The sequence below is a fragment of the Dyadobacter frigoris genome (genome assembly GCF_005280585.1).
Taxonomy (GTDB): domain Bacteria; phylum Bacteroidota; class Bacteroidia; order Cytophagales; family Spirosomataceae; genus Dyadobacter; species Dyadobacter frigoris.
Genome location: NZ_SZVO01000001.1, coordinates 200684 through 226211, shown reverse-complemented (window position 1 = coordinate 226211; position 25528 = coordinate 200684). Strand labels below are relative to the sequence as shown.

Sequence of the window (25528 nt, the reverse complement as noted above, 5' to 3'; positions counted from 1 at the left end):
GTCAGGGTAACTTTACCGGTCCCTCATTTGCCGGATTATTTTTTCATGTCAGGATATAATTCTGACTTTTGTAACTACTATTTTATATACTCGGGTTATCAGCCAATGCTTCTTTTTCAATTTCTATTGGTTTTCCTTTCAACCGTGTTAAAAGTAAACCTCCCAGAAAAATAGTCAGCGTACCAACTACCATCACCATATTCTGATGCAGCGGGTTTCGTAAATATGCATATTCATCCGGCAGTTGTTTTGAAAAAGTCATCCAGATGATGACGACAATGCCAATCAGCGTAGCCGTAAGCGCTTCGGCATTTTTTGTATTTCTTGAAATAATTCCCAAAAGAAATAATCCCAGCATCCCCCCGGCAAAGATTCCGGATAGCAGCCACCAGACGTCCAGCACACTTTTTACACCAATCATCGCGATACCAGTGACCATTCCCAAAAGTCCAAAACCTGTTGTTGCAATGTATAACAAGGTCATCGATTGTTTCGAGGTCATTTCCGGTTTAATATACCGCTGATAAATATCAACCATAAAAACCGTAGCAGAAGCATTCATTCCCGAGCTGATCGTACTCATAGCTGCAGACATAATGGCTGCAATAATTAATCCCAATAGTCCCACAGGCACTTTATTGACCATAAAATGCGGCATTACTTTATCTCCAATATCCGCCGCACTTAATGTTGACGCCAGTTTTTGAAGAGCTTCGGGCGTTCCGTTCGGCAAACGTTCAACCGCAACCTGCATTTGAACGGCATGAAGCAGATCAGGATTACTTTGGTAATAAGCAAATAAACAAGATCCAAGAACGAAGAACATCAGCGAAACCGGCAGATACAAATAAACGCAAAGCCAGATAGAACCCGCCGCTTCTTTAATAGATGTTGTAGTATGATAGCGCTGCACGTAATTCTGGTCCATCCCAAAATTGTTGAGGTTCATGAAAAAACCGTACAACAAAACAACCCAAAAAGATGACTGCGTAAAATCAGGGGCAAAACTTCCCAAACCGAATTTATCATCTGCTTTTCCAATATCAATAATCCGTGAAACACCGCCTTCCATTCCTGATATCACCAGATATAGAATGACAAGTGCTCCGGCCGTTTTAACAACGCCCTGAACAACTTCCGTCCAGATAACGGCTTCCATGCCACCCATCACGGTATAAAGTACAATACAAATCCCAACTACGATCATAATCGTAGCCATTGGGTAACCTGTTAATGCCTGAAGACTAAGTGCAATTCCGAAAAATATGGAGCCCATTCTAGCCAGCTGAGTGAGCAAAAAACAGGCAACGGCATACGTCCTGGCCCAGGGACCGAAACGTTCTTCCAAATGTGTATAAGCGGAAACAGTTCCGGTATTTCTGTAAAACGGTATAAAAAACTTGGTAGCAACCCAGGCTGCAAGCGGCATTGACAAACTAAAAACAAAAGAATTCCAATTACTGCCGAAAGCTTTTCCGGGAACACCCAGGAAGGTATTGCTACTCAGAAAAGTGGCATAAATAGAAATACCGATAGCCCATCCGGGGATTCTTCCGGATGCTTTTGTAAACTGATCCGCGGTTGTGTTCTTGCGGGAAAAATAAATACCGACAGCCACCATCCCAACCAGATAGCTTATAACGATAATCAGATCGATAACGGGTAAGGATTTCATTCTACTTTATTAATAAGTATAACTTAATTGCAAATAAACAGGATTACTTTCATGCATTTATGTGGTTTTATATCCTTTTATTATACGATCTTATCATACAAAACAATTTAAAGTAAAAAAGTATGTCAATACTGTCAATCCTTCTTATCCTTAAACAGATATCCAATCCCAACCGTTGAAATAACGATCAGTGAAAGCAGAAGAATTTTTGTTCCCAATCCTTCATTTGGATGTTCCAGCAAATAACGAATTTCCTGAGCTTCTCTTCCGGCCCAGACTGCAAGTACTGTACGCGGGATCATACCCAACGTCCCGCCCGCAAGTACTTGAGGTAACTTTGCGCCGACTACGTTGAAAAATAAATTAGTAATAGTAAAGGGTAAAACAGGCGAAAGTTTGGCAAAGAAAATCAGCCGGAACTGGTTTGCTTTGAATTTGCGAATGAGCGATTCGATTTCAGGATAAATCTGCACCAGATAAATCCGGATCGATTCTGCATTGAAAAAATCAGCCAGTATATAAAGAAGCGCAATGGCTCCGAGATTTAATAAAAACAAAAACGGGATTGCGTACCATCCTAAAAAATAACCGAAAACCAGAGCGAGAAATGTTGGCGGTGTGAGCGCAATGGCTGAGGTAAGGGTTAGTCCAATAGTTACCAGCATCCAGGTTCCATAAGACCAGTTTCGTAATAATTCTTCATGAGCCACGGCCGAAGCGGTAAGCAATGATGTGGTTACTAATGGAACAACAGTGAGTAAAATGCTTACGACAAGAGGTAAAGGAAGTTTTTTTACTAATGGATTCGCCAAAAGAAGATATTTTTAGTCAGTACAATGATTTCAGTTACCAAATTAACCACTTCTTTCTGTAAAAGGTTTTTCCAGAAGGTTATCTTTGGTCTTTTACTGCAAATTCGAGGATTGACACTAACTATTTTTCTATGAAATTCGCGACCAAAGCCATACATGCAGGTGTTGAACCTGACCCTACAACAGGTGCAATTATGACACCAATTTACCAGACTTCAACCTATGTTCAGGAAAGTCCGGGAAAACATAAAGGTTATGAATATTCGCGTACGCATAATCCAACGCGTACTGCTTTGCAAAATGCGTTGGCAGCTCTGGAAAATGGCAAACATGGAATTTGCTATGCATCAGGCCTTGCTGCAACGGATGCTGTTTTGAAATTATTCCGGCCGGGTGATGAAATTATTGCTACCAATGATATTTACGGAGGCACTTACCGGATCATGAAAAAGATTTATGAGCCGTTCGGTCTGGTTTTTCATTTTGTTGATATGAGTGATATCAAGGAAATCGAAAAAGTGATTTCCGAAAAGACGAAAATGATCTGGGTTGAAACGCCTACAAATCCTTTGTTAAAAATTATTGACATTGAAGCGGTAACCAGCGTTTGTAAACAAAAAGGAATCCTGAGCGTCGTGGATAATACTTTTGCCTCGCCATATCTGCAAAATCCGTTAGATCAGGGCGCCGATATTGTCATGCATTCCGTAACCAAATATCTTGGCGGACATTCCGATACGGTTATGGGCGCGCTCATTGTCAATGATGACGACTTAGCAAAACAACTGGCTTTTATCCAGAATGCGAGCGGCGCGGTTCCCGGGCCTCAGGATTGTTTTCTGGTTTTGCGGGGAATAAAAACTTTACATATCCGGATGCAACGGCATTGTGAAAATGCAAAAGTGGTTTCGCTATGGCTCGAAGATCATCCAAAAGTTGGAAAAGTATATTATCCCGGACTTCCGTCTCACGAGGGACATCTTTTAGCAACCCGGCAAATGCGGGGATATGGCGGAATTATTTCTTTTGAGCTAAAAGGAGACAATTATGAGGAAGCAGTGCATGTGATGGAAAGTCTGGAAGTATTTTCTTTGGGCGAATCATTAGGCGGTGTGGAGTCGCTTTGCACCCATCCCGCAAGCATGACCCACGCGAGTATTCCGAAGGAAGAAAGGGAAAAAGTAGGATTAAAAGACACGCTCATCCGCCTCAGTGTGGGAATCGAAGATGTAGAGGATTTAATAGAAGATCTGGCACAGGCAATTGGTTAAGATTTTAATTCTCTTTTGCATTCCAAAGCCAAAACCATTACTTTTGATCTCTACATTATAGCAAAACAACAAACAGGTTATTCATGGAATTAACAGGAACTATCATCGCTTTACTGCCTGAAGTGTCTGGTCAGGGTAAAAATGGAACGTGGCGGAAGCAGGAATTTATTCTTGAAATCCCTTCGCAGTATCCAAAAAAAGTATGCATTTCATTGTGGGGTGATAAAATAGATCAGGCTGGTTTACAGATCAATGATGCTGTTACTGCATCCATCGATGTTGAAAGCCGCGAATATAACAATCGCTGGTATACAGAAATAAAAGCATGGAAAGTTGACAAAGCCGGAAGTGCAGGCAGCGGCGGAGCTTCTTTTGGCGGAGCAAGTAACAACAGTACTTTGCCTCCTGTAACAACTTTTACAGAAGACGAATCTGACGATTTGCCTTTCTAAAAAAATATAATAGCGGTCCACCGTCGCGATGAGAGAATTCGTCAATGGGTCAATGGTCATTTATCGTCCTCATTACTGAGGTTATTGTCATCATTCTTTCAGCGCGTCGGCGGACTGCTTTTTTAATTTCATCTGGCTGATCATGCCATCGCTACTGTAAAATGATCAAAAACTTCGTGCGGATGTACTTCCAAAACATTGGCAAGAACAAGCACTACCAGCGTATTTGAAGCAATTTTTCTGGGAATGCCGGCTGCTGCTGCAAATAATTCAACTGTTACAGTTTGTTTTTCGTCGAGCAGTTTCATCAGCTTTTCTTCCTTATCTCCGTACTGGAATCTCACGTCTCTTTTAAAACGGCCACGCCGCATAATTTCTCGCATTTCACGGCTTGCCTGAATGGATTTGTCCGCCACACGAACATAAGCCTTTTTCATCCCTGAGGAATCCACAACATAATGTGGCTTATCAAGACTTCGCGGAATAGTCAGAACGAGAACCTCACGATCTGTGTCGACAGGAATTCTTTCTAAACGGTAATCAAGTTTGGGGAAACAATAGGTGTCAATGGCCTTGACGAGGGTGTATTCGTCTTCAAACGAGTCTTTAACTCCTTTGATTGTCCGGTCATCTCCAACGCCGACGAAGAGTTTCCCACCCCCCGAATTAGCGAAGGCAACAAGCTCACGGACAATTTTTTCCGGGTGATTGGATTTCAGTTTGAATTCCACATGATCACCCTCACCTCTTCTGACCAACTCTTTAAGCAATCGTAGTTCCATCAATTGGCCTGGATAGATACTTAACTATGAAAACAATCGGGCTTTCTGGTATTTGCTTTTCATAACAACGTTACCAATTTACATTCCTTTCATGATATTAAAAAAATATTATCAATGAATCTTTGCACATTTTATGATCATTCTTATAACTAGTTGATTCAAATAAATAATCGTACCATTCCGGATCATGAAGGCTCAGAAAAAAGATTTAATTTGGCATAGAATTTCTTCGTCACTATCGAATATTTTATCCCAACTTCTGCCTTCAATAGCGTAAGGCCAACTTACATGAGAAACCTGACCATTGTAACCTTACTGTACATTACACTGCCTACTTACTTCTTTTTATTCTTTTGGGTAAATAGTAACTATTCGATTATTTCAATGGTTACGCTAACGTTTGTACTGTTTTTCTCCATCTATAAAACACGTGAGAAAAACCTGGATCCCGGTTCCCTGCCGTTTTCCTTAAAACCGATACTCCGTTCTTCTTTCTTTATTTCATTAGCACTTTCCTATTTTTCCGAATTTGGCGGATTTAATTATCAAAGCTATGATTATCAGGCGCATAATTTCAAATTCAATTTATTAGCCACGCAACCCCTGCCATTATATGACCAGGATCGTGATGTTTATATGTGTTATTATTTGGGTTATTATATTGTTCCCTCGCTCCTCGGAAAAATTACGTCCATTCATTTCATAAAAGGTTTCGCCTTTATCTGGACCTGGTTTGGACTTTTATTAAGTTTTTCCTGGATTCAGATCCGCTTTAAAGACTTGAAAAACCGTCAGCGCATAATGATCAGTTTACTTATCATTTTCGGATCTTATGTGAGCGTGCTTTTACCGGCATTAAGCAAATTATTTTCAGGAACGGTTAATTTTCAAAATAACTCCATCCTTATTAATGGCAAATTCGTACTCAATCAGCTACCTATTTTTTCAAAAAGTCTTTCAGAAGCTCCGCAACATACTTTACCGGCTATTCTGGGAACTTGCTTTTTCCTGGCGGCCATTACTAATGTCAAATATTTTTATCCTTTTGCCCTTTTTATTTTCAGTTCCTTTTTCTGGACACCCTTTACGACGGTCGGCCTTTCTCTTTTTTGTCTGTATTTTGTCTTTAAAGGATTTCAGCAGGATAAATTCCGGTTTATTTTAAGCGTAGCCCTATTCGGTGTTTTGCTGCTGCTTGCGTTTTATCCGGTGATCGTATTTCTCCTGAGCTCTGACGCGACGTCTATGGAGAGTAATTTATTTATATGGCAAACCGGGAGTGGCACCTGGCCTTTGTATTACTTACTTTACCTTTTCGGATTCTTTGGAATCTGGTTTATTTTTTTCAGAAAAGGTTTGTTTGAATTCGACAGGGAGCTTTTGCTGGTATCTTTCCTGACTTTCGCGCTGTTAGGCCTGGTGCAAATGGGTCATTTCAACGATTTAAATACACGAGCGTCTATCGCAGCCCAGCTTGTATTGGGAATAAGCATCACCTATGCTCTGGTAGTTCGATACAGGAATGGGAGAAAAAATAACTGGTTCATCATGGCAGCATTATTCCTGGCCATTAACTCACTGAGCTTTGTGAAATTTTACTATGAGCGATTATTTAGCCTGGACAGAGGGTTTATCAATACAATAGAAAATCCTGGCATTCCGGAATCCGGAGACAATTATTACGATTTTCTGGAGAAGGGTTACAGCAACGGAAAGGAAGTTGTGCAGCAATACTCATTAAAAAAAGGAAGCATTTTTGAGAAATATCTATTGAAACGAAATTCTAAGTAATTCTTTATTATAAACAAGGCCAAACGAAAAACGGCGCCTAATGGCGCCGCTCTTAATTAATATTCGTCTTCATTAAAGAAGAAGTCATCTTTGGTCGGATAATCCGGCCAAATTTCCTCAATGCTTTCATAAGGCTGACCATCATCTTCCAATTCTTGTAGGTTTTCAACTACTTCTAACGGAGCGCCTGTTCTAATTGCGAAGTCAATCAGCTCGTCTTTGGTAGCTGGCCAAGGAGCATCCTCCAGATATGATGCGAGTTCGAGAGTCCAGTACATAATTTTTTTCGCCTATTAAATAGTTACTTAATTTTTTCAGGATTGCAAAAGTAAAAAAATTTGCATCTTTTAATAATTTTAAACAAAAAAAATCTAAAATAATTGTTTTTTAGTTTTAATATTTTTCGTGATTAACTTAAAAGATTGAAAATCATAAAATTAGGGTAAAGTTTAAGTGCACACCGGTTATTAACTTTATCCTTTGGCATTATATAAAATATCATTCCTCAGCTTATTCCCCATTTTGCTGAATTAATTGTTTTCTCAAACCGGGACGAAATCTTTTGTAAATTTCCCGATCATTATAATTGAACAAATATGACAATTGAAGTTTGCGCATACTCCCTGGAATCCTGCATGAATGCCCAGGTCGGCGGTGCAGGACGCATTGAGCTGTGTGGAGGACTGGGTGAAGGTGGAACTACACCAAGCGCCGGTCTTATAGAAATGGTTCGTGAACACATCCAGATCCCAATTTTCGTAATGATCCGTCCGCGTGGCGGAGATTTTGTTTATGATTTCTTTGAAGAAGAAATCATAAAAAAGGATATCGCCATGGCCAAAAAACTGGGAGCCGACGGCGTTGTGCTGGGGATACTTCTTCCGGACGGAAACGTTGATGTGGCACGCACGAAAGCGCTTGTCGATTATGCCGCGCCTATGAAGGTAACTTTTCATCGTGCATTTGACCTTACTCCCGATCCGGTTAAAGCGCTGAAAGCAGTCATTGAAACTGGTGCTGAAAGAATTCTCACCTCGGGCCAAAAACCTAATGCGCTGGAAGGTATAAAGCTTTTGGAACAATTGGCCAAAACTGCCGGAAGCTCTATTGAAATCATGGCTGGCGGCGGTGTAAATCATAATAATGCCGCTGAACTTAAAGATGCCGGTGTTCATTCTCTGCACTTAACAGCCAAATCTTTCCGCCCTGGAAGGCAAAAATATTTTCCTTCTGATATTTCCATGGCTGGCGAAAGTCCAGATGAAAAGTCGGTAATGTATAGTGATTTAGGTTTGGTTGAAGCGATTGTGAGTGCAGTTGCGGATAAATCATTAAATAATATCTAGTCAAAGGCCTGGCTAAGAAGATGTTCATGACAACGGATAGCGATTAACTTTAAGTTTAGTAAAAAATCGCATAATTGTAGGGCTTGAAACACAAATCATTATCTTTGCGGCTCTTTCTAAAAAAACAAAACCTTAAAAACGTGAATAACAATACTTCGTTAATTTGGAACATCGTGCTTAGCATAGCCGTAGCGGTGTTATTTTTCTTACATTTCTCAGGAGGTAAATCTGAATCCGTTGCAGCAGGATCGGATGGAGTAGTTGCAGGCCGTCGTACTGTGTATGTACAGGTCGATTCACTTTTGACGAATTATGATTTCTTTAAGGACACTAAGAAAGCTTTGGAAAATAAACATTTCCAGTTGGAAAATGAGTTGAATACAAAAGGTCGCTCATTGCAGAATGAAATTGCTTTTTTCCAACAAAAAGCACAAACAATGACACCTGACCAGGCTCGTTCAACAGAAGCGCAATTGGGAAAAAAACAGCAGGATCTTGTTGCTTACCGTGATCAGGCTATGGCTGGACTTCAACAGGAAGAAGCTGGTAAAAATGAAGAGCTTTACAAGCAAATCAGAGCTTACATTGAAAAATATAACAAGGATAACAAATACGAATATGTATTAGGTTATTCTTTGGGTGGTGGAATTTTGTTCGCTGACAAATCTCTTGATGTAACTCAGAAAATCATCGAGGGGTTGAATACGGAATATAAAGGTACTGACGCTGCAAAAGCTGCTGCTGATTCTACTAAGAAATAAGGTTTAATCCATCAGGGTTAAAATTGACATAAAGGCGACTGATTTAGATCGGTCGCCTTTATGTTTTTTATAGCAAAAAATATATCGGCCATGCCTGCGGCATTTTGTTCAAATTTATCATCCGCCATTTCCCGTGGATTAAAATCCACGGCTATCATATCGGTCATGCCGATGGCATTTAATTATTTAATCCAACCAACATCGTTTCCCGTGGATTAAAATCCACGGCTACAATATCGGTCTTGCCTACGGCACTTTGTCAAATTATTCTATCCAAAGCTTTCGTGCAGGAACTTCAATGCTTATAATATGTTTTATAAAAAAAGAGAGGCAGTTTAATTGAATAAACCGCCTCTCACTATATTTTCAATTTTTTCGAATTTGTAATTCTAAACGGCTTTCGAAGACACTTTCGCTCCCAGATATTCGCGGTTCATACGTGCGATGTTCTCAAAGCTGATCTCTTTTGGACATTCGGCTGAACATGCGTGTGTATTGGTACAGTTACCAAAACCTTCGGCATCCATTTGTGCTACCATTTTCTCCGCACGAATGCTGCGCTCTGCCTGGCCTTGCGGCAACAAAGCAAGCTGCGAGATTTTCGCAGATACGAACAACATCGCAGAAGCATTTTTACACGCTGCTACACAAGCTCCGCAACCAATACAAGCCGCAGCACTAAATGCATCATCCGCATCTTCTTTTGCAATTGGCAAATTGTTTGCATCCTGAGCATTTCCCGTGTTCACAGATACAAATCCACCTGCTGAAATAATCCGGTCAAATCCGTCACGGTCTACAACAAGATCCTTGATAACCGGAAATGCTCCGGCTCTCCATGGCTCAACCGTGATTGTATCACCATCCTGAAAAGAACGCATGTGCAACTGGCACGTTGTTACGCCTTTCAAGGGTCCGTGTGGCTGTCCGTTTATAAACATCGAACACATTCCACAAATCCCTTCACGACAATCGTGATCGAATGCGACTGGTTCTTTATTTTCTTCAATCAATTGTTCGTTAAGAATATCGAACATTTCAAGAAAAGACATATCGGGAGAAACGCCGTCCAGATTGTAGCTTTCAAATCCTCCTTGTGTATCTGTATTGCTTTGTCTCCACACTTTAAGCGTAAGACGCATATTGCCTGCACTCATTTTTCTAAACTGTTAATGATTAACTATTAACGAAATTTATTTTAGTTATAAAACTCATAAGAAGCATCGGAGTTGATTGCCGATTGCTGATAGCCGAAAGCTACTTATAACTTCTCTGAGCGATTTTGATGTTATCGTAAACAAGTTCTTCTTTATGAAGATCCCATTTCTCAGTATCGATGTGCTCCCATGCTGACACGAACATAAAGTTTTCGTCATCGCGAAGTGCTTCGCCTTCTTCTGTCTGGTATTCTTCACGGAAGTGACCGCCACAAGATTCATTACGTGTCAATGCGTCGATACACATCAATTCACCTAATTCGATAAAGTCGGCAACACGGTTTGCTTTGTCAAGTTCCGGATTGAAATCCTTTACAGTACCCATTACTTTCACATCTTTCCAGAATTCTTCACGCAGCGCACGGATTTCCAAAATAGCTTCTTTCAATCCTTTTTCATTACGTGCCATTCCACATTTATCCCACATAATTTTACCTAAACGGCGGTGGAATAATTCAGGAGATGTTTTTCCCTGTATCGTAATCAGTTTCTGGATTCTGTCATTTACTTCCTTTTCAGTCTGTACAAATGCTTCATGATCCGTTGAAATATGACCAGTTCTGATTTCACCGGCAAGATACGCCCCAACCGTGATTGGAATAACAAAGTATCCGTCAGCCAAACCTTGCATCAGTGCAGAAGCTCCCAAACGGTTTGCACCGTGATCTGAGAAATTCGCTTCTCCTAAGGAATACAAACCAGGAACGGTTGTCATTAAGTTATAATCAACCCAAAGCCCACCCATTGTATAGTGAACCGCAGGATAAATACGCATAGGCACTTCGTAAGGATCTTCTCCTGTAATCTGCTTATACATATCGAAAAGGTTACCATACTTTTCTTTCACTACCGCCTTACCCCATTCAAGGATCTGGCTTTCCGGGGCGTTGGTAATATTATTTTTGTTTGCTTCACCTTGTCCGTAACGGTGGAAAGCAGCAGAGAAATCAAGGAATACTGCCAATTTGGAAGAACCCACGCCATATCCTGCATCACATCTTTCTTTCGCAGCACGGGAAGCGATATCACGGGGAACAAGGTTACCAAAAGCAGGGTAACGACGTTCCAGGTAATAATCTCTTTCTTCTTCCGGAATTGCATTTCCGGCACGTGTATCATTTTGTTTTTTCGGAACCCAGATACGACCATCATTACGAAGCGATTCTGACATCAAAGTAAGCTTCGACTGATGCTCACCGGATACCGGAATACAAGTCGGGTGAATTTGTGTAAAACATGGGTTTGCAAAGAATGCACCGCGCTTATGTGCTTTCCATGCGGCAGTAACATTACTACCCATGGCGTTTGTCGACAGATAAAATACGTTTCCGTAACCACCTGTACAAAGCAAAACTGCGTGCGCCGAATGTCTTTCCAATTCACCTGTGATCAGGTTTCTTGCGATAATACCACGGCACTTTCCGTCGATTTTCACAACATCAAGCATTTCGTGACGGTTGTACATGGTAATTGTTCCCATCCCAACCTGGCGCTGCAATCCTGAATAAGCACCTAATAAAAGCTGCTGACCGGTTTGTCCTGCCGCATAAAATGTACGCTGAACCTGCACCCCACCGAAAGAACGGTTGGAAAGAAGTCCGCCATACTCACGAGCAAAGGGAACTCCCTGAGCCACGCATTGGTCAATAATATTCCCGGAAACTTCCGCCAGACGGTGCACATTGGCCTCACGTGAGCGATAATCTCCTCCTTTAATTGTATCGTAAAATAGACGATGAACAGAGTCTCCGTCATTCTGGTAATTTTTAGCAGCGTTAATACCACCCTGTGCAGCGATTGAGTGCGCACGGCGAGGTGAATCCTGGAAACAAAATGCTTTTACTTTGTATCCCATTTCTGCCAGCGTAGCAGCAGCAGAAGCACCAGCCAAACCGGTTCCTACTACAATTACTTCAATATTACGCTTATTGGCAGGGTTTACAAGGGATACTGACGATTTGTATTTTTCCCACTTATCTTCCAGCGAGCCTTGAGGTATTCTGGCATCCAGACGAGATGAAGTTGCCATATATTTTGAAATGTTAATTAACCTGAAAAATTAGATTCAACTATTTAAACAAGAACATTTAACTTTTTCGAGTCAATATCTAAGCATGGATACTGACAGTCAAATGCTTGGAATTTAATAAACCCATCCAAGATAGATCGAGATAGGCATCAGTGCGAAAAGGATTGGTACGACAACTGAAAAAGCAACGCCTACAAGGTGAATCGCGCCGTTATATTTCAAATGGTACAAACCCAAAGTTTTAAATGCACTCTGAAAACCATGCAATAAGTGCCAGAAAAGCGAGAAGCAACCGAGTACATAGATTACAACAACCCATACATTCTGGAATATATCAAGCATCATCTGATACAGATTAAGCTCTTCTCCTGTAGTAAATTGATTGGTACGGTTTGGAATCCAGAAATGTGAAGTATGGATAACCAGAAAGATCAGGATCAGTGTACCAAGCAAGCCCATGCTGCGTGAGTACCATTTACTGTTTGCATTGGCATTACTAACAGCATATTTCACAGGTCTTGCATTCTGGTTTGCTTTTGTAAGCCATAGACCATCTGCAATATGAAGAAGAAAACCTAGTACCAAACCGATTTCCAGCGTACGGATTATAGGATTTGTTCCCATAAAATGCCCCCAGTGTGAAAATGTTACGCCTCCATCATTGTAAAAAATCATTGCATTGATGGTTGCATGTATTGCCAGAAAACTGATCAAAAATAAACCGGTAAGTGACATGATCAGCTTCTTACCGATGGAACTTGTTAACGCTTGTGTAAACCAAGACATAGCAAACACGAATAGTTTTAGTACAAAAAAATAAGGTATATTTAGAACGTTTCAAAGGTATAGCACAAACGTTTCCGACACAATAAAAAGGGGGCATTTTTATGAACTGCCTGACAATTTATAATCATTATTAAGTACCTCTGCCATGAATTGTTATATCCTGATAATTACATTTTTACACCATTACAAATATTTAATCTGAAAGTCTTACGATTTATGTATTATTAATCCTGTGTTTCGGATACACATTTAATAAGATTTTTCGTTCATGGCATAGCATTATATTTTGTCAAGATATAGTGCACTTACCTCTATCCTGAAAAAGTTTTTAATGTGTATGCGGAATAATCTACGATTTCAGCTGCTGATCCTTTTTATCTTTTGTTTTTTTGTGTCTTATAGGGCACATGCTACTCATGCAAGAGCTGGCGAGATAACGGCCAAACGCTTGGGTAATTCTCTCTCCTACGACATAACCTTTACTGGTTATTTTGATGTGTCGTCAAATGGAATTGATGCTGCAAACGCCCAAAGAGATGTACCCATGTATTTTTATCCCGCTCGCGGCAATGGTCAAGTCGAAGCGAAGCGCGTGGATCGAATTAATGCATTGACAAGAAATATCGGGAATAATACTACGCAAAATATATATACGATCCGATATACTTTTCCCTCTGCCGGCGACTGGAGTATTTCCGTCTCTATTGATAGGCGTAACGTTAGTATTCTAAATTTGGGCCCTCCACCAACAAATAACCTGAATTTTTACGTACACTCCAATATATCTATTAATGCTTTCGTAGGCTTTAATCAAACGCCTGTTCTTTTAAATGCTCCGGTTGATATTGGCGCTGTCGGACAGCGGTACATTCATAACCCAGGCGCCTTTGATGCCGACGGCGATAGTATTGCTTATCACCTTTATACTCCTCAACAAGATGTTCCAGGGACGGGTGCTGGTCAAAATCTTGGGTATAAAGATCCAAATCTTGTCACTCTTCCTGGAAAAACAGAACTTGGAGTCAGTCCGGCAGCTTTTAGTATGAATGCAATTACTGGGGATCTAATCTGGGACGCACCTGTTACCAAAGGACTTTATAACGTTGCTTTTGTTGTCGAAGAATGGCGGGATGGTGTGCTAATCGGGGAGATCATCCGTGATATGCAGATCATCATTGTTGATGCCAAAAATGACCGGCCAAAACTAGATCTAATTCCCGATATCTGCGTCGAAGCAGGAACACTCATCAACCAGATCGTAAAAGCAACCGATAAAAACGGAGATAAACTTACGTTGACCAGTACCAGCGGACTCTACCAGGCCACCGCTTTGATCAAGCCCGCCTATGCTACTTTCGCTGTTCCACAGCAAGGTGCGCAAGGCACACTTACAGGACAGTTCACCTGGCAAACCAGCTGTAACCAGATCAGGCTTGAACCCTATGAAGTACTCTTCAAAGTAGAAGACGGACCCGTAGCAGGAGCTCCTAACGCCAACCTGTTCCAGAAACTGGTCGATATTACGACTTTGCATATCACGGTCTTTGGTCCTCAGCCACAAAATCTGGCCGCAGCAGCTGTAACCGATGCAGCCGGAAAAGCATTCAAGCTGACCTGGGATTCTTATAAATGCCAGGTGCCGGGTGCCAAAATCGTTATTTACAGAAGAGAAGGTTGCCTTGCCATTCCGGTAGTCAAGTGTTTTACAGGATTAGATGGTTATGGATATGAGGAAATCGCAAGGGTCAATGCGGATCAGGTTTCTTACACTGACAACAACAAAGGCGCAGGCCTGAAATCAGGTGTTTCATATAGTTACCGCATCGTGGTAGAATTTCCAAGACCCGATTCGGATATCACCCAGCCGGGTTATCTGATCGGTGGCGGGCAAAGTGTTGCTTCCGAACAGGTTTGTATCGAAGTGCCCCTACTGATGCCGGTTATTACCAATGTGACGGTCGATTCGACAAGCGCAGCAAGGGGAGTTATTACCGTGAAATGGACAAGACCAACGCTGTCTGCGGGTGCTTCTATTCCGGCCCAATACAAACTTTTCCGTGCAACTGGGCTTGCAGGTACTAATTTTACCAACATTGCCACCATCAACACCAACCTGGTGGCTGGTGAGCCTGATACTATTTTTGTTGATAAAAACCTGAATACCGTTGACAATGCCTACCGTTACAAACTGGAATATTATTACACCGACGCGGGTGCGCTCGTAAAACTCGATGAAACCGATCCGGCTAGCAGTGTCCGTTTATCACAAGGCTCGGCAAATCCGAATGCGATCCGGGTTAACTGGACGGCCAATGTACCATGGAGCAACGACAGCCAGACCCACCGTGTGTACAGGGAAGATAAATCAAAACCAGGCACTTTTAACAGAATTGCAGATGTTAATGTAACCGGTGCCGCTTCCTATACTTACACGGATGACGGAACCGATAAATATGCCCAGGACGGAACCGTCAATGTGACGATCGCCAAAGATGTTGTTTACTGTTACAAAGTGGAAACCGTCGGTTCTTACAACAATACACAGATCAAGGTTGATCCGCTTTATAACTTCTCGCAGATTATCTGTGTGTCCGCTTCGGATACCACAAAACCTTGTGTGCCAGTGCTGAGCATTGATCTGCTCGATTGTGCTACCCTGACACCGGATGAGTTCTGTGACCAGACTTCTTTTACAAACAATCTGTCCTGGACGTATCCGAACACTGCAAACTGTGACCAGGCCATTACCGCTTACAGACTTTATTACACAAGGTATGAAGGTGATACGCCTACCCTGTTGAAAGAAATCACCGCTCCGGCCACTACTTCTTTTGCACACGAAGGACTGACTTCTTTTGCAGGCTGTTATTACGTGACCGCAGTCAATAAATATGGCACTGAAAGTGCGCCAAGCAATACCGTCTGCAAAGACAACTGCCCGATATTTGCGATGCCCAATGTGATCACGCCAAACGGTGATGGTAAAAACGATCTGTTCACACCGCTCAAATGTCCAAGTTTTGTCCAGTCACTGGAATTTAAGGTTTTCAACCGCTGGGGCGCGAAAGTGTATGATACCAAAGATGTCAACATCAACTGGAACGGAAAAAATAATGGCGGAAGTGATCTGGCAGCAGGTCAGTATTATTATGAAGTTACCGTCTATTTCGAATCGGTGCAGCGGGGTGGAAAACCGGCAACATTCAAGGGATGGGTACAGCTGCTTAGATAATAACCCCACAAACTTTTTAGCCTGTCAAAAAAACAGACTTTTTTTCTTTCAACTTCTAGTACGTTATTTGTAGCCCGGTTGGTATCCAGCCGGGCTACGGTGTTTGTTATAAACATTTCCCTCTCCTTTTTAGTATTTTAGCGGACATTGATGTTGCTGAAATTAAATCAATAAAAATGTGTTAATTCTTTTATATGTTACTAAAAAGAAAAAATGAATAGCGAACTTCAACAAGAGTTCAATAATTTAGCGTATTAGGGAATAAAACACACATTTTTAATTAAATTTTCGTTCAATACATGTATGTTAGGAGCATTAACTCATTCTAATAATCAAGGCCCGTTGAAAATTATAAAATAAGATAACATATCAGTATTTTTTTCTGATTAAAGCCTCTGTCTAAAGTAAGTCTTATGTCTATGCGTTACATTTTACAATTATCATTTCTTTTTGCTTTTATTCTCCTGCTAACTGGTCATAAAGCTCAGGCCACGCACGCACGGGCAGGGGAAATCACGGCAAAACGCGTAAACGGCAATTCGCTTGCGTATGACGTAACCTTTACCGGTTATTTTGATATTTCCCCGAATGGAGGACTTGGTGCAGCCAATGCACAGACGTCTGTCAACATGTATTTCTATACCGGTTCAGGTACGACTGCACAGCCTGTTCAAGTCCCCAGAATTGATGCATTGACAAGAAATATCGGGAATAATACTACCCAAAATGTCTATACCACAAGATACACTTTTCCTTCTGCAGGCGATTGGAGTATTTCAGTTGGTATTGATAATCGTAACGTAAGTATTTTAAATTTAAGTCCTGCGCCAACAGACAGGCTGAACTTTTATGTACATACCAATCTGGTTATCAATTCTTTTGTCGGTGTAAACCAGACTCCCGTGCTTCTTAATGCTCCGATTGATATTGGCGCCGTTGGACAACGTTACATCCACAACCCGGGCGCTTTTGATGCGGATGGAGATAGTATTGCTTACCATCTTTATACGCCACAACAGGGAACAACCAGAGGTTTGGGCGAAAATCTTGGATATAAAGATCCTAATCTTGTTACCCCTCCGGGTACGACAGAAGCCGGAGCAACGCCTGCAACTTTTGGCATGAATGCACTGACAGGAGATTTGACCTGGGACGCACCTGTTACCAAAGGACTTTATAACGTTGCTTTTGTTGTCGAAGAATGGCGGGATGGTGTGCTAATCGGTGAAATTATTCGTGATATGCAGATCATCATTGTGGATGCCAAAAATGACCGGCCAAAACTGGATCTAATTCCCGATATCTGCGTCGAAGCAGGAACACTCATCAACCAGATCGTAAAAGCAACCGATAAAAACGGGGATAAACTCACACTCACCAGTACCAGCGGTTTATACCAGGCCACACCTTTAATTTCTCCGGCTTATGCAACATTTTCTGTACCACAACAAGGTGCACAAGGTACGCTCACAGGGCAATTTACCTGGCAAACCAGCTGTAACCAGATCAGGCTTGAACCCTATGAAGTACTCTTCAAAGTAGAAGACGGACCCGCAGCAGGAGCTCCTAACGCCAACCTGTTCCAGAAACTGGTCGATATTACGACTTTGCATATCACGGTCTTTGGCCCTCAGCCACAAAATCTGGCCGCAGCAGCTGTAACCGATGCAGCCGGAAAAGCTTTCAAATTGACCTGGGATTCTTATAAATGCCAGGTGCCGGGTGCCAAAATCGTTATTTACAGAAGAGAAGGTTGCCTTGCCATTCCGGTAGTCAAGTGTTTTACAGGACTAGATGGTTATGGATATGAGGAAATCGCAAGGGTCAATGCGGACCAGGTTTCTTACACTGACAACAACAAAGGCGCAGGCCTGAAATCAGGTGTTTCATATAGTTACCGCATCGTGGTAGAATTCCCAAGACCCGATTCGGATATCACCCAGCCGGGTTATCTGATCGGTGGCGGGCAAAGTGTTGCTTCCGAACAGGTTTGTATCGAAGTGCCCCTACTGATGCCGGTTATTACCAATGTGACGGTCGATTCGACAAGCGCAGCAAGGGGAGTTATTACCGTGAAATGGACAAGACCAACGCTGTCTGCGGGTGCTTCTATTCCGGCCCAATACAAACTTTTCCGTGCAACTGGGCTTGCAGGTACTAATTTTACCAACATTGCCACCATCAACACCAACCTGGTGGCTGGTGCACCCGATACTATTTTTGTTGATAAAAACCTCAATACCGTTGACAATGCCTATCGTTACAAACTGGAATATTATTATACCGATGCAGGCAAACTTGTAAAACTCGATGAAACAGATCCGGCCAGCAGTGTCCGTTTGTCACAAGGTTCCGCAAACCCGAATGCCATCAAGCTAAACTGGACAGCCAATGTACCATGGAGCAATGATAACCAAATCCACCGTGTGTACAGGGAAGATAAATCCAAGCCAGGTACCTTCAACAGGATTGCAGATGTGAATGTTAGCGGCCCGGCGTCGTACACTTACACCGATGACGGAACGGACAAATATGCCCAGGACGGAACCGTCAATGTGACCATTGCCAAAGATGTTGTTTACTGTTACAAAGTGGAAACCGTCGGTTCTTACAACAATTCACAGATCAAGGTTGATCCGCTTTATAACTTCTCGCAGATTATCTGTGTGTCTGCCTCGGATACCACAAAACCCTGTGTCCCGGTGCTGAGCATTGATCTGCTCGATTGTGCTACCCTGACACCGGATGAATTCTGTGACCAGACTTCATTTACAAACAATCTGTCCTGGACCTATCCAAACACCGTAAACTGTGATCAGGCCATTACTGCTTACAGGCTTTATTACACCCGCTATGAAGGCGACACACCTACCCTGTTGAAAGAAATCACGGCCCCCGCAGCAACTTCTTTTACGCACGAAGGACTGACTTCTTTTGCAGGCTGTTATTACGTGACCGCAGTCAATAAATATGGCACCGAAAGTGCGCCAAGCAATACCGTCTGCAAGGACAACTGCCCGATATTTGCGCTGCCCAATGTGATCACGCCAAACGGTGACGGTAAAAACGATCTGTTCACACCGCTCAAATGTCCAAGTTTTGTACAGTCGCTGGAATTTAAGGTTTTCAACCGCTGGGGCGCGAAAGTGTATGATACCAAAGATGTAAACATCAACTGGAACGGAAAAAATAATGGCGGAAGTGATCTGGCAGCAGGTCAGTATTATTATGAAGTTACCGTCTATTTCGAATCGGTGCAGCGGGGTGGAAAACCGGCAACATTCAAGGGTTGGGTGCAGCTGCTTAGATAAACAATCAACCCGTTTTTTAACACATCAAAAAAAACAGACTTTTTTTCTTTCAACTTCTAGTACGTTATTTGTAGCCCGGTTAGTATCTAGCCGGGCTACGGTGTTTGTTACCATGACCAATTTTTAAATCTACCAATTATGAAAAAAGCCTACATATTTCCGGGACAAGGTTCACAGTTCAAAGGAATGGGTTTAGACTTATATCAAAGCTCCGATTCAGCCAAAGCATTTTTTGATCAGGCAAATGATATTTTGGGATTTGACATCACCAAAATAATGTTTGAGGGAACCGACGAGGAGCTTAAACAAACCAACGTTACACAACCTGCAATTTTCATTCATTCTGTTGTTCTGGCCAAAATCAGTAACGATTTTACACCAAACATGGTAGCTGGTCATTCTCTTGGAGAATTTTCCGCGCTTGTAGCAGCCGGAGCACTTTCTTTTGATGATGGATTACGTTTGGTTGCCAAGCGCGCCGACGCCATGCAAAAAGCATGTTTAATACGTCCGTCGACAATGGCAGCAATTCTTGGGCTTGACGATAAAACGATAGAAGAAATTTGCGCAGGAATTACGGACGAAATTGTAGTCCCGGCTAATTATAACTGCCCCGGCCAGGTTGTAATATCCGGAACCATAGAAGGTGTTGAAAAAGCCTGTGAATTATTAAAAGCTGCCGGTGCAAAACGTGCACTTTTACTTCAGGTTGGTGGTGCTTTCCATTCTCCTTTGATGGAGCCGGCGCGCGAAGAACTTGCTGCCGCCATTAACGATGCTCAGTTTCAGTCTCCACTTTGCCCGGTTTATCAAAACGTAAATGCAAAACCGGCAACTGAAATTTCTGTTATCAAAGAAAATCTTATTGCTCAGCTTACCGCACCAGTAAGATGGACACAATCTGTTGAGCAAATGGTAGCCGACGGAGCCAGCTTGTTCGTTGAATGCGGCCCGGGAAAAGTGTTACAGGGATTAGTGAAAAAAATAGCAAGCGGTGTCGAATTAAAAAGTATTTGAAAATTTTTTTTCAAAAATACTTGACAACTTAAAATTTCGTATTACTTTTGCACCCACTAACACGGTATTGGCTGATGGTGTAATGGTAACACAGGACATTTTGGTTGTCTCGTTCAAGGTTCGAGTCCTTGTCGGCCAACATTATTTTAGCGAAGAGCTCATTTTTTAATGAGCTCTTTTTTTTGCTTAATCTTTTCCCAAAATCACCTTCTACAACGGATTTTGACCATTTTTTTCATCAAACGACAGCAAACAAAATCCCAAATTTTCCTTTTAATAGATTTTGCGAAACAAAGCGATAAAATAGGTTACATGCTTTTCACAAAATGATAATTATTTACGGATGAAATGTTACATTTACTATGTATAACCTAAATGCACCGTAAATGAAAATCGACACAAAAGTTAAAAAAAGAGACCGGGAACGGACCAAGGGTAAAATCCTGAAAGCCGTTGGAGAGGTCATCGAGCAATTTGGAACTGAAAAAGTTGGGGTAAACCTGATTGCTAGAACAGCCGGAGTTAACAAAGTTCTGATATACAGATACTTTGAAAGCGTAGATGGTTTGATGGAACAATATGTAAAATCAGGAGAATACGTTTCCACCATGGGGGACGATTATATAGATAACATGGGAAACATTCCATTAGAAGAACGTGGAAAAGCATTGACCAGCTTAATGAACACTTTCCTTAGCGATTTGCGCGAACGTAAGGCCACCCGCGACCTTTTGAGATGGGAAATTGGAACCGGCAAAACCATGCTGTCAGATGCAAGAAATCAGATTGCTACGCGCATTGTTGACAAAATTGGTGACTTACCAAATTGTAAAGATACAAGTGCGCTGATGGCCTTTCTAACAGCTGGTATTTATTACATGGCTATTTCAAGCGACTATCGTGAAAAAATAATCGATGTCGATCTGCATTCCGACGAAGGTTGGAAACGTATCACAAATGTTATTGAAAGCATCATTGTGAATGTTGCTTAAATAAATCGATTAAAAAAAAGGGTCCTTTTGAATGAAAATTCAGAAGGACTCTTTTTTGTGGTGTATGCCAATAAAACGAAACCTCTTCACGTATATTTGTATGCCGGAGAAAATTTCCACTAAACGTGACTCCTTATCTCCGCTAAAAGGTAAAAGTAGTATATGAGTGTCCTGAAAAAGCTGGCCGGCGAAACGGCAATGTATGGTTTAAGTACGATGGTGGGTAGAATGCTTTACTACCTGCTCGTTATGCTTCATACAAAGTTATTTTTGCCTGAACAACTTGCCATACAGGTACAACTTTACGCTTACGCAGGTTTATCCCTGGTTGTGTACACATTTGGAATGGAAAGTGCTTATTTCTATTTCGCCCGAAAAGAAAACGATCGTCAGAAATATTACAATCTCGTGCTCAGCGCTGTCATTCTTGTAAGCGTTTTTCTGTCAGGCTCCATTTTCATATTTGCAGATTTTATTGCCAAACTGATAGAATATCCCAACGAAGCGAAACTGATCCGCTGGATGTCCGTAATTATGGCTATTGATGGCATTGTTTCAATTCCTTTTGCGCGACTTCGCCTGGAAAAGAAAGCAAAGCAATTTGTTACAGCCAGAGTTGCCAATATACTAATGAATATTGCCCTCAACTTTTTCTTTTTAATAATTTGCAGGGACATTCATGAAGCTCGCTATTTAGGAATTTTCAAGCCTGTTGTAGATTTATTTTACAGCCCCGAGGCGGCACCAGGGTTTATTGTGCTCGCTAACCTGATTGCCAATATGATGTTCTTTTTATTTTTATATAAAGAATTTATTGATTTCAGGTTTGTGTTTGATATGACTTTGTTCAAGCCTCTTTGGGTTTATGCGTTTCCACTTTTTGTGATGAATCTGGCAGGTGTAACGAATTTGCTTTTTGACAGGACATTTTTGCAATATCTGTTACCCGAAGGGTTTTACCCAAACCGTACCACAAAAGATGCGATTGGAATTTATGGTCAATGTCTGAAACTTTCGATTTTCATGAATCTGGCCATTCAGGCATTTAAATACGCTGCCGAACCTTTTTTCTATTCAAAAGCAGAAGATAAAAACGCCCCTTCGGTTTTTGCCGATGTGATGAAATGGTTTATAGTCATCTGTGCTACGATGTGGGTAGGGATTTGTGTGAATTTGCATTTGCTTGCGGATCTTTTCCTGAAAAAGAAAATATTTCACGAAGGATTAGCCGTAGTTCCGTGGCTATTAATGGGATTTCTCTTTCTGGGAATTTATTATAACCTGGCTACCTGGTTCAAATTATCCAACAGAACACAGTACGGTACTTATATTACATTAACCGGCGCATCCATTACCATTGTCCTGAACATCCTCTTGGTTCCGGTAATTGGCTACCTGGGTTGCGGTATTGCGTTCTCAGTATCAGGACTTGTGATGATGACTTTATGCTATTACTACGGACAAAAATATTATCCAATCCCGTACCATTTAAAATCCGGGTTAGCTTACATTCTGGGAGGCGGAATATTTATTTTATTAGACGCTTTTTTAATTCCGTCCGGTTCGTTGAGCCACATGGTTTACCACATGCTATTCTTTGTCTTATTCTGCATCATTGTAATTTTCGCAGAGCGAAAGGCCTTACCGGCGCGTTTTCAAAAAATCCTCAGCTTTAAATAACCCGTCAGCAATTACTTTCCTTGGCAGCGTCGCGAAGTAATTTATTGGCGAAAATAAATTCATTCAGTTCAGGAACAGTCGTTTTTGTTATGTCTGAGTTAACACCTTCCCATAATTTGTCACCCTGGTACAGAAACATCACGTTCTGGCCGATTTCCATGACCGAGTTCATATCGTGGGTAATAATAACTGTCGTGATTTTGTATTCGTCTGTAATTTCCTTGATAAGCTCATCAATTTTTACCGATGTGAGCGGATCTAATCCCGAATTTGGTTCATCACAAAAAAGATATTTCGGGTTCATCACAATAGCACGGGCGATACCAACACGTTTTTTCATCCCGCCGCTGATCTCTGAAGGCATTCTTTTCCCGGATGCTTCCAGACCTACCCGCTGGAGACAAAAATCGACCCGCTCCTTTTTTTCTTTTGGTGAAATGTCTGTTAGCATATCCAATGGAAAACGCACATTCTGTTCCACCGTCTGCGAATCAAAAAGTGCTCCGCCCTGAAATAATACGCCCATTTCCCTGCGTATGGCTTGTTTTGTATCCTTGTCCGAATTGTAAAAATCACGGCCATTATAAAGCACGTTGCCATGATCCGGTTTTATCAAACCGATCATACATTTTAACAATACACTTTTCCCGGTCCCGCTTCCACCGATGATAAGATTTATTTCACCTTCCTTAAAAGTGCTGGATACGCTTTTAAGAACTGTTTTGCCATTAAATGCTTTGTTGATATCCTTTATTTCAATCATTTCCCGCTAAATAATTTATTCAATTGTCATAAAATCCGGAAAGAAAAACGACCACGAATTTTCCATTATAACAATAGCTGCGCCAGTAAATAATCTGCTATCAAGACAGAAATGCAGCTATTCGTAACTGCCTGAGTACTTGCCTTACCTACTTCCAACGCTCCGCCTTTTGTAAAAAATCCCTGATAGGAAGAAATCGTAGCAATTAAAAATCCAAACACAAATGGCTTGACGCACATAAAAAACAAATTGTATGGCACAAACGAATCACGTATTCCATACAAATAATCTCTTTCTGTAATTACGCCGGTCAATGTTCCGGCCAGATATCCGCCAAAAATCCCTAAAAAAGCAGCCAGAATTACCAGCATAGGAAATGTAAACATAGCAGCCAACACTTTTGGCATAACCAGATAGGAAGACGAATTAATTCCCATAACTTCCAATGCATCAATTTGTTCCGTAATCCGCATCGTCCCTAATTCACTGGCGATATTGGATCCAACTTTTCCTGCAAGTACAATACAGGTAATTGTTGGCGCCAGTTCCAGAATCTGCATATCACGCACAATTAGCGCTACGGTAGAAACAGGAATAATAGGGCTTACAAGATTGTAGGCCGTCTGAATACAGGAAACTGCTCCGATAAATGTGGAAACAATAGCCACAATAAAAATCGAGCTGACGCCAATACTTACGCTTTCTTCCATAAAACGCCGCCAGTAAACAGACAATTTCTCACCTTTGCCAAAAAGCGATCCTAAAAAAATAAAGTATTTTCCGATTACTGACATCATATCTTAATTGTATTCAATATTTTCGGGGAAATTAGACAAAAAAAGAGCCAAATAGAAAAATGAATCCATTAGTAGTAATAACAGGTGGCACAAAAGGTATTGGAAGAGCATTGATTGAACGGTTTTTGGCTGGAAGTTTTGATGTTATTACCTGCGCAAGAAACGAAAACGATCTTTTGTCGCTAAAAAGTGACATGAAAACACAATTTCCTGATTCGGAAGTTTATTTTAAAAAAGCCGATTTATCATTACGCAATGAACTTAACAGTTTTATTGATTTTGTTAAAAATAAGCAGCGTGCGGTAGACGTACTTATTAATAATACAGGGGTATTTATTCCGGGACAAATCCATAACGAAGCTGAAGGCACGTTGGAAAAGACGATGGAAACAAATCTTTACAGCGCATATCACCTTACTCGTGGCATAGTCGGCAAAATGATGGAAGTTAAAAAAGGACATATTTTTACAATCTGTTCAACCGCAAGTATTACAGCTTATCCGAACGGAGGTTCTTATTGTATTTCAAAATTTGCCTTGTACGGAATGACAAAAGTACTGCGCGAGGAAATGAAACCACATGGCATCAAAGTTACTGCCGTGCTTCCAGGTGCAACTTTGACAGATAGCTGGCAAGGAACTGACCTGCCGGCAGAAAGATTTATTGATCCCAAAGATGTAGCTGAAACGATCTGGGGAGCGTATTTACTCTCTCCAAGAGCAGTTTTGGAAGAAATTTTGATAAGACCACAGCTCGGAGATCTGGATTGATTAGTAAAGAATAAAGCATTTTTGCTAAATTGCCGCATTTTTAA

Annotated in this window: 21 protein-coding genes and 1 tRNA gene; 12 read left to right on the top strand and 10 right to left on the bottom strand. The window is 41.4% G+C overall.

Translation table 11 applies throughout. From position 1 onward, the window contains the following. Positions 1–82 precede the first annotated feature (82 nt). The gene (locus tag FDK13_RS01020) at positions 83–1675 is read right to left on the bottom strand and encodes a sodium:solute symporter family protein (protein WP_137338115.1); all 1593 of its coding nucleotides are present in this window, start codon (positions 1673–1675) and stop codon (positions 83–85) included. A 134-nt stretch (positions 1676–1809) separates the two neighbouring features. Continuing rightward, the gene (locus FDK13_RS01015; RefSeq protein WP_229215855.1) at positions 1810–2487 is read right to left on the bottom strand and encodes a VTT domain-containing protein; all 678 of its coding nucleotides are present in this window, start codon (positions 2485–2487) and stop codon (positions 1810–1812) included. 131 nt (positions 2488–2618) lie between these two features. Here FDK13_RS01015 and FDK13_RS01010 point away from each other — a divergent pair, with 131 nt between their 5' ends. Beyond that, a complete protein-coding gene (locus FDK13_RS01010) occupies positions 2619–3758 on the top strand; it encodes a cystathionine gamma-synthase (RefSeq protein ID WP_137338114.1) in 1140 nt (379 codons plus the stop codon). 83 nt (positions 3759–3841) lie between these two features. Continuing rightward, positions 3842–4210 (top strand): DUF3127 domain-containing protein, encoded by a 369-nt coding sequence (locus FDK13_RS01005; protein ID WP_137338113.1) that lies wholly within the window; start codon positions 3842–3844, stop codon positions 4208–4210. 140 nt (positions 4211–4350) lie between these two features. Here the strand turns inward: FDK13_RS01005 and FDK13_RS01000 are convergent, their stop codons facing one another. Beyond that, complete coding sequence (locus FDK13_RS01000; protein ID WP_137338112.1) at positions 4351–4992, bottom strand: AlbA family DNA-binding domain-containing protein; 642 nt, start codon at positions 4990–4992, stop codon at positions 4351–4353. 288 nt (positions 4993–5280) lie between these two features. On the opposite strand from FDK13_RS01000, the gene FDK13_RS00995 reads away from it, so the two are divergent. Beyond that, entirely contained in the window at positions 5281–6783 is a 1503-nt protein-coding gene (locus FDK13_RS00995) for a hypothetical protein (RefSeq protein ID WP_137338111.1), read from the top strand. 56 nt (positions 6784–6839) lie between these two features. Here the strand turns inward: FDK13_RS00995 and FDK13_RS00990 are convergent, their stop codons facing one another. Continuing rightward, on the bottom strand, positions 6840–7061 hold the full coding sequence (locus FDK13_RS00990; protein ID WP_013927448.1) for a DUF2795 domain-containing protein: 222 nt from the start codon (positions 7059–7061) through the stop codon (positions 6840–6842). Positions 7062–7379: 318 nt separating this feature from the next. Between FDK13_RS00990 and FDK13_RS00985 the strand changes: the two genes are divergently transcribed. Then, the gene (locus tag FDK13_RS00985; protein ID WP_137338110.1) at positions 7380–8129 is read left to right on the top strand and encodes a copper homeostasis protein CutC; all 750 of its coding nucleotides are present in this window, start codon (positions 7380–7382) and stop codon (positions 8127–8129) included. A gap of 140 nt (positions 8130–8269) precedes the next feature. Next, complete coding sequence (locus tag FDK13_RS00980) at positions 8270–8890, top strand: OmpH/Skp family outer membrane protein (RefSeq protein ID WP_137338109.1); 621 nt, start codon at positions 8270–8272, stop codon at positions 8888–8890. A 17-nt stretch (positions 8891–8907) separates the two neighbouring features. Here FDK13_RS00980 and FDK13_RS35260 read toward each other — a convergent pair whose 3' ends face one another. The 4 genes from FDK13_RS35260 to FDK13_RS00965 all read right to left on the bottom strand — a co-directional run bounded on the left by FDK13_RS35260 (position 8908) and on the right by FDK13_RS00965 (position 12922). Then, positions 8908–9057, bottom strand: coding sequence for a hypothetical protein (locus FDK13_RS35260; protein ID WP_170982686.1), 150 nt, complete (start codon positions 9055–9057; stop codon positions 8908–8910). A gap of 222 nt (positions 9058–9279) precedes the next feature. Further along, complete coding sequence (locus tag FDK13_RS00975) at positions 9280–10032, bottom strand: succinate dehydrogenase/fumarate reductase iron-sulfur subunit (RefSeq protein ID WP_220417315.1); 753 nt, start codon at positions 10030–10032, stop codon at positions 9280–9282. A 115-nt stretch (positions 10033–10147) separates the two neighbouring features. Then, positions 10148–12136, bottom strand: a complete 1989-nt coding sequence (locus tag FDK13_RS00970) for a fumarate reductase/succinate dehydrogenase flavoprotein subunit (protein ID WP_137338107.1) — start codon at positions 12134–12136, stop codon at positions 10148–10150. A gap of 114 nt (positions 12137–12250) precedes the next feature. Next, complete coding sequence (locus FDK13_RS00965; RefSeq protein ID WP_137338106.1) at positions 12251–12922, bottom strand: succinate dehydrogenase cytochrome b subunit; 672 nt, start codon at positions 12920–12922, stop codon at positions 12251–12253. A 391-nt stretch (positions 12923–13313) separates the two neighbouring features. Here FDK13_RS00965 and FDK13_RS00960 point away from each other — a divergent pair, with 391 nt between their 5' ends. The 6 genes from FDK13_RS00960 (at position 13314) to FDK13_RS00935 (ending at position 23154) form a co-directional block, all read left to right on the top strand. After that, the gene (locus FDK13_RS00960) at positions 13314–16154 is read left to right on the top strand and encodes a T9SS type B sorting domain-containing protein (protein ID WP_229215854.1); all 2841 of its coding nucleotides are present in this window, start codon (positions 13314–13316) and stop codon (positions 16152–16154) included. A gap of 413 nt (positions 16155–16567) precedes the next feature. Then, entirely contained in the window at positions 16568–19465 is a 2898-nt protein-coding gene (locus tag FDK13_RS00955; protein ID WP_229215853.1) for a T9SS type B sorting domain-containing protein, read from the top strand. 138 nt (positions 19466–19603) lie between these two features. After that, positions 19604–20482 carry an ACP S-malonyltransferase gene (fabD, locus tag FDK13_RS00950; protein WP_137338103.1) on the top strand — a complete coding sequence of 293 codons (879 nt, stop codon included), beginning with the start codon at positions 19604–19606 and terminating at the stop codon, positions 20480–20482. A gap of 68 nt (positions 20483–20550) precedes the next feature. Further along, a tRNA-Gln gene (locus tag FDK13_RS00945) sits at positions 20551–20621 on the top strand. A 247-nt stretch (positions 20622–20868) separates the two neighbouring features. Continuing rightward, the gene (locus FDK13_RS00940; protein ID WP_137338102.1) at positions 20869–21474 is read left to right on the top strand and encodes a TetR/AcrR family transcriptional regulator; all 606 of its coding nucleotides are present in this window, start codon (positions 20869–20871) and stop codon (positions 21472–21474) included. Positions 21475–21636: 162 nt separating this feature from the next. Continuing rightward, positions 21637–23154, top strand: a complete 1518-nt coding sequence (locus FDK13_RS00935; protein ID WP_137338101.1) for an oligosaccharide flippase family protein — start codon at positions 21637–21639, stop codon at positions 23152–23154. A 4-nt stretch (positions 23155–23158) separates the two neighbouring features. Here FDK13_RS00935 and FDK13_RS00930 read toward each other — a convergent pair whose 3' ends face one another. Continuing rightward, a complete protein-coding gene (locus FDK13_RS00930; protein WP_137338100.1) occupies positions 23159–23917 on the bottom strand; it encodes an ABC transporter ATP-binding protein in 759 nt (252 codons plus the stop codon). Between the two features lie 65 nt (positions 23918–23982). Next, positions 23983–24711 carry an MlaE family ABC transporter permease gene (locus FDK13_RS00925; protein ID WP_137338644.1) on the bottom strand — a complete coding sequence of 243 codons (729 nt, stop codon included), beginning with the start codon at positions 24709–24711 and terminating at the stop codon, positions 23983–23985. Between the two features lie 62 nt (positions 24712–24773). On the opposite strand from FDK13_RS00925, the gene FDK13_RS00920 reads away from it, so the two are divergent. Continuing rightward, a complete protein-coding gene (locus FDK13_RS00920) occupies positions 24774–25484 on the top strand; it encodes an SDR family oxidoreductase (protein ID WP_137338099.1) in 711 nt (236 codons plus the stop codon). Positions 25485–25528 lie beyond the last annotated feature (44 nt).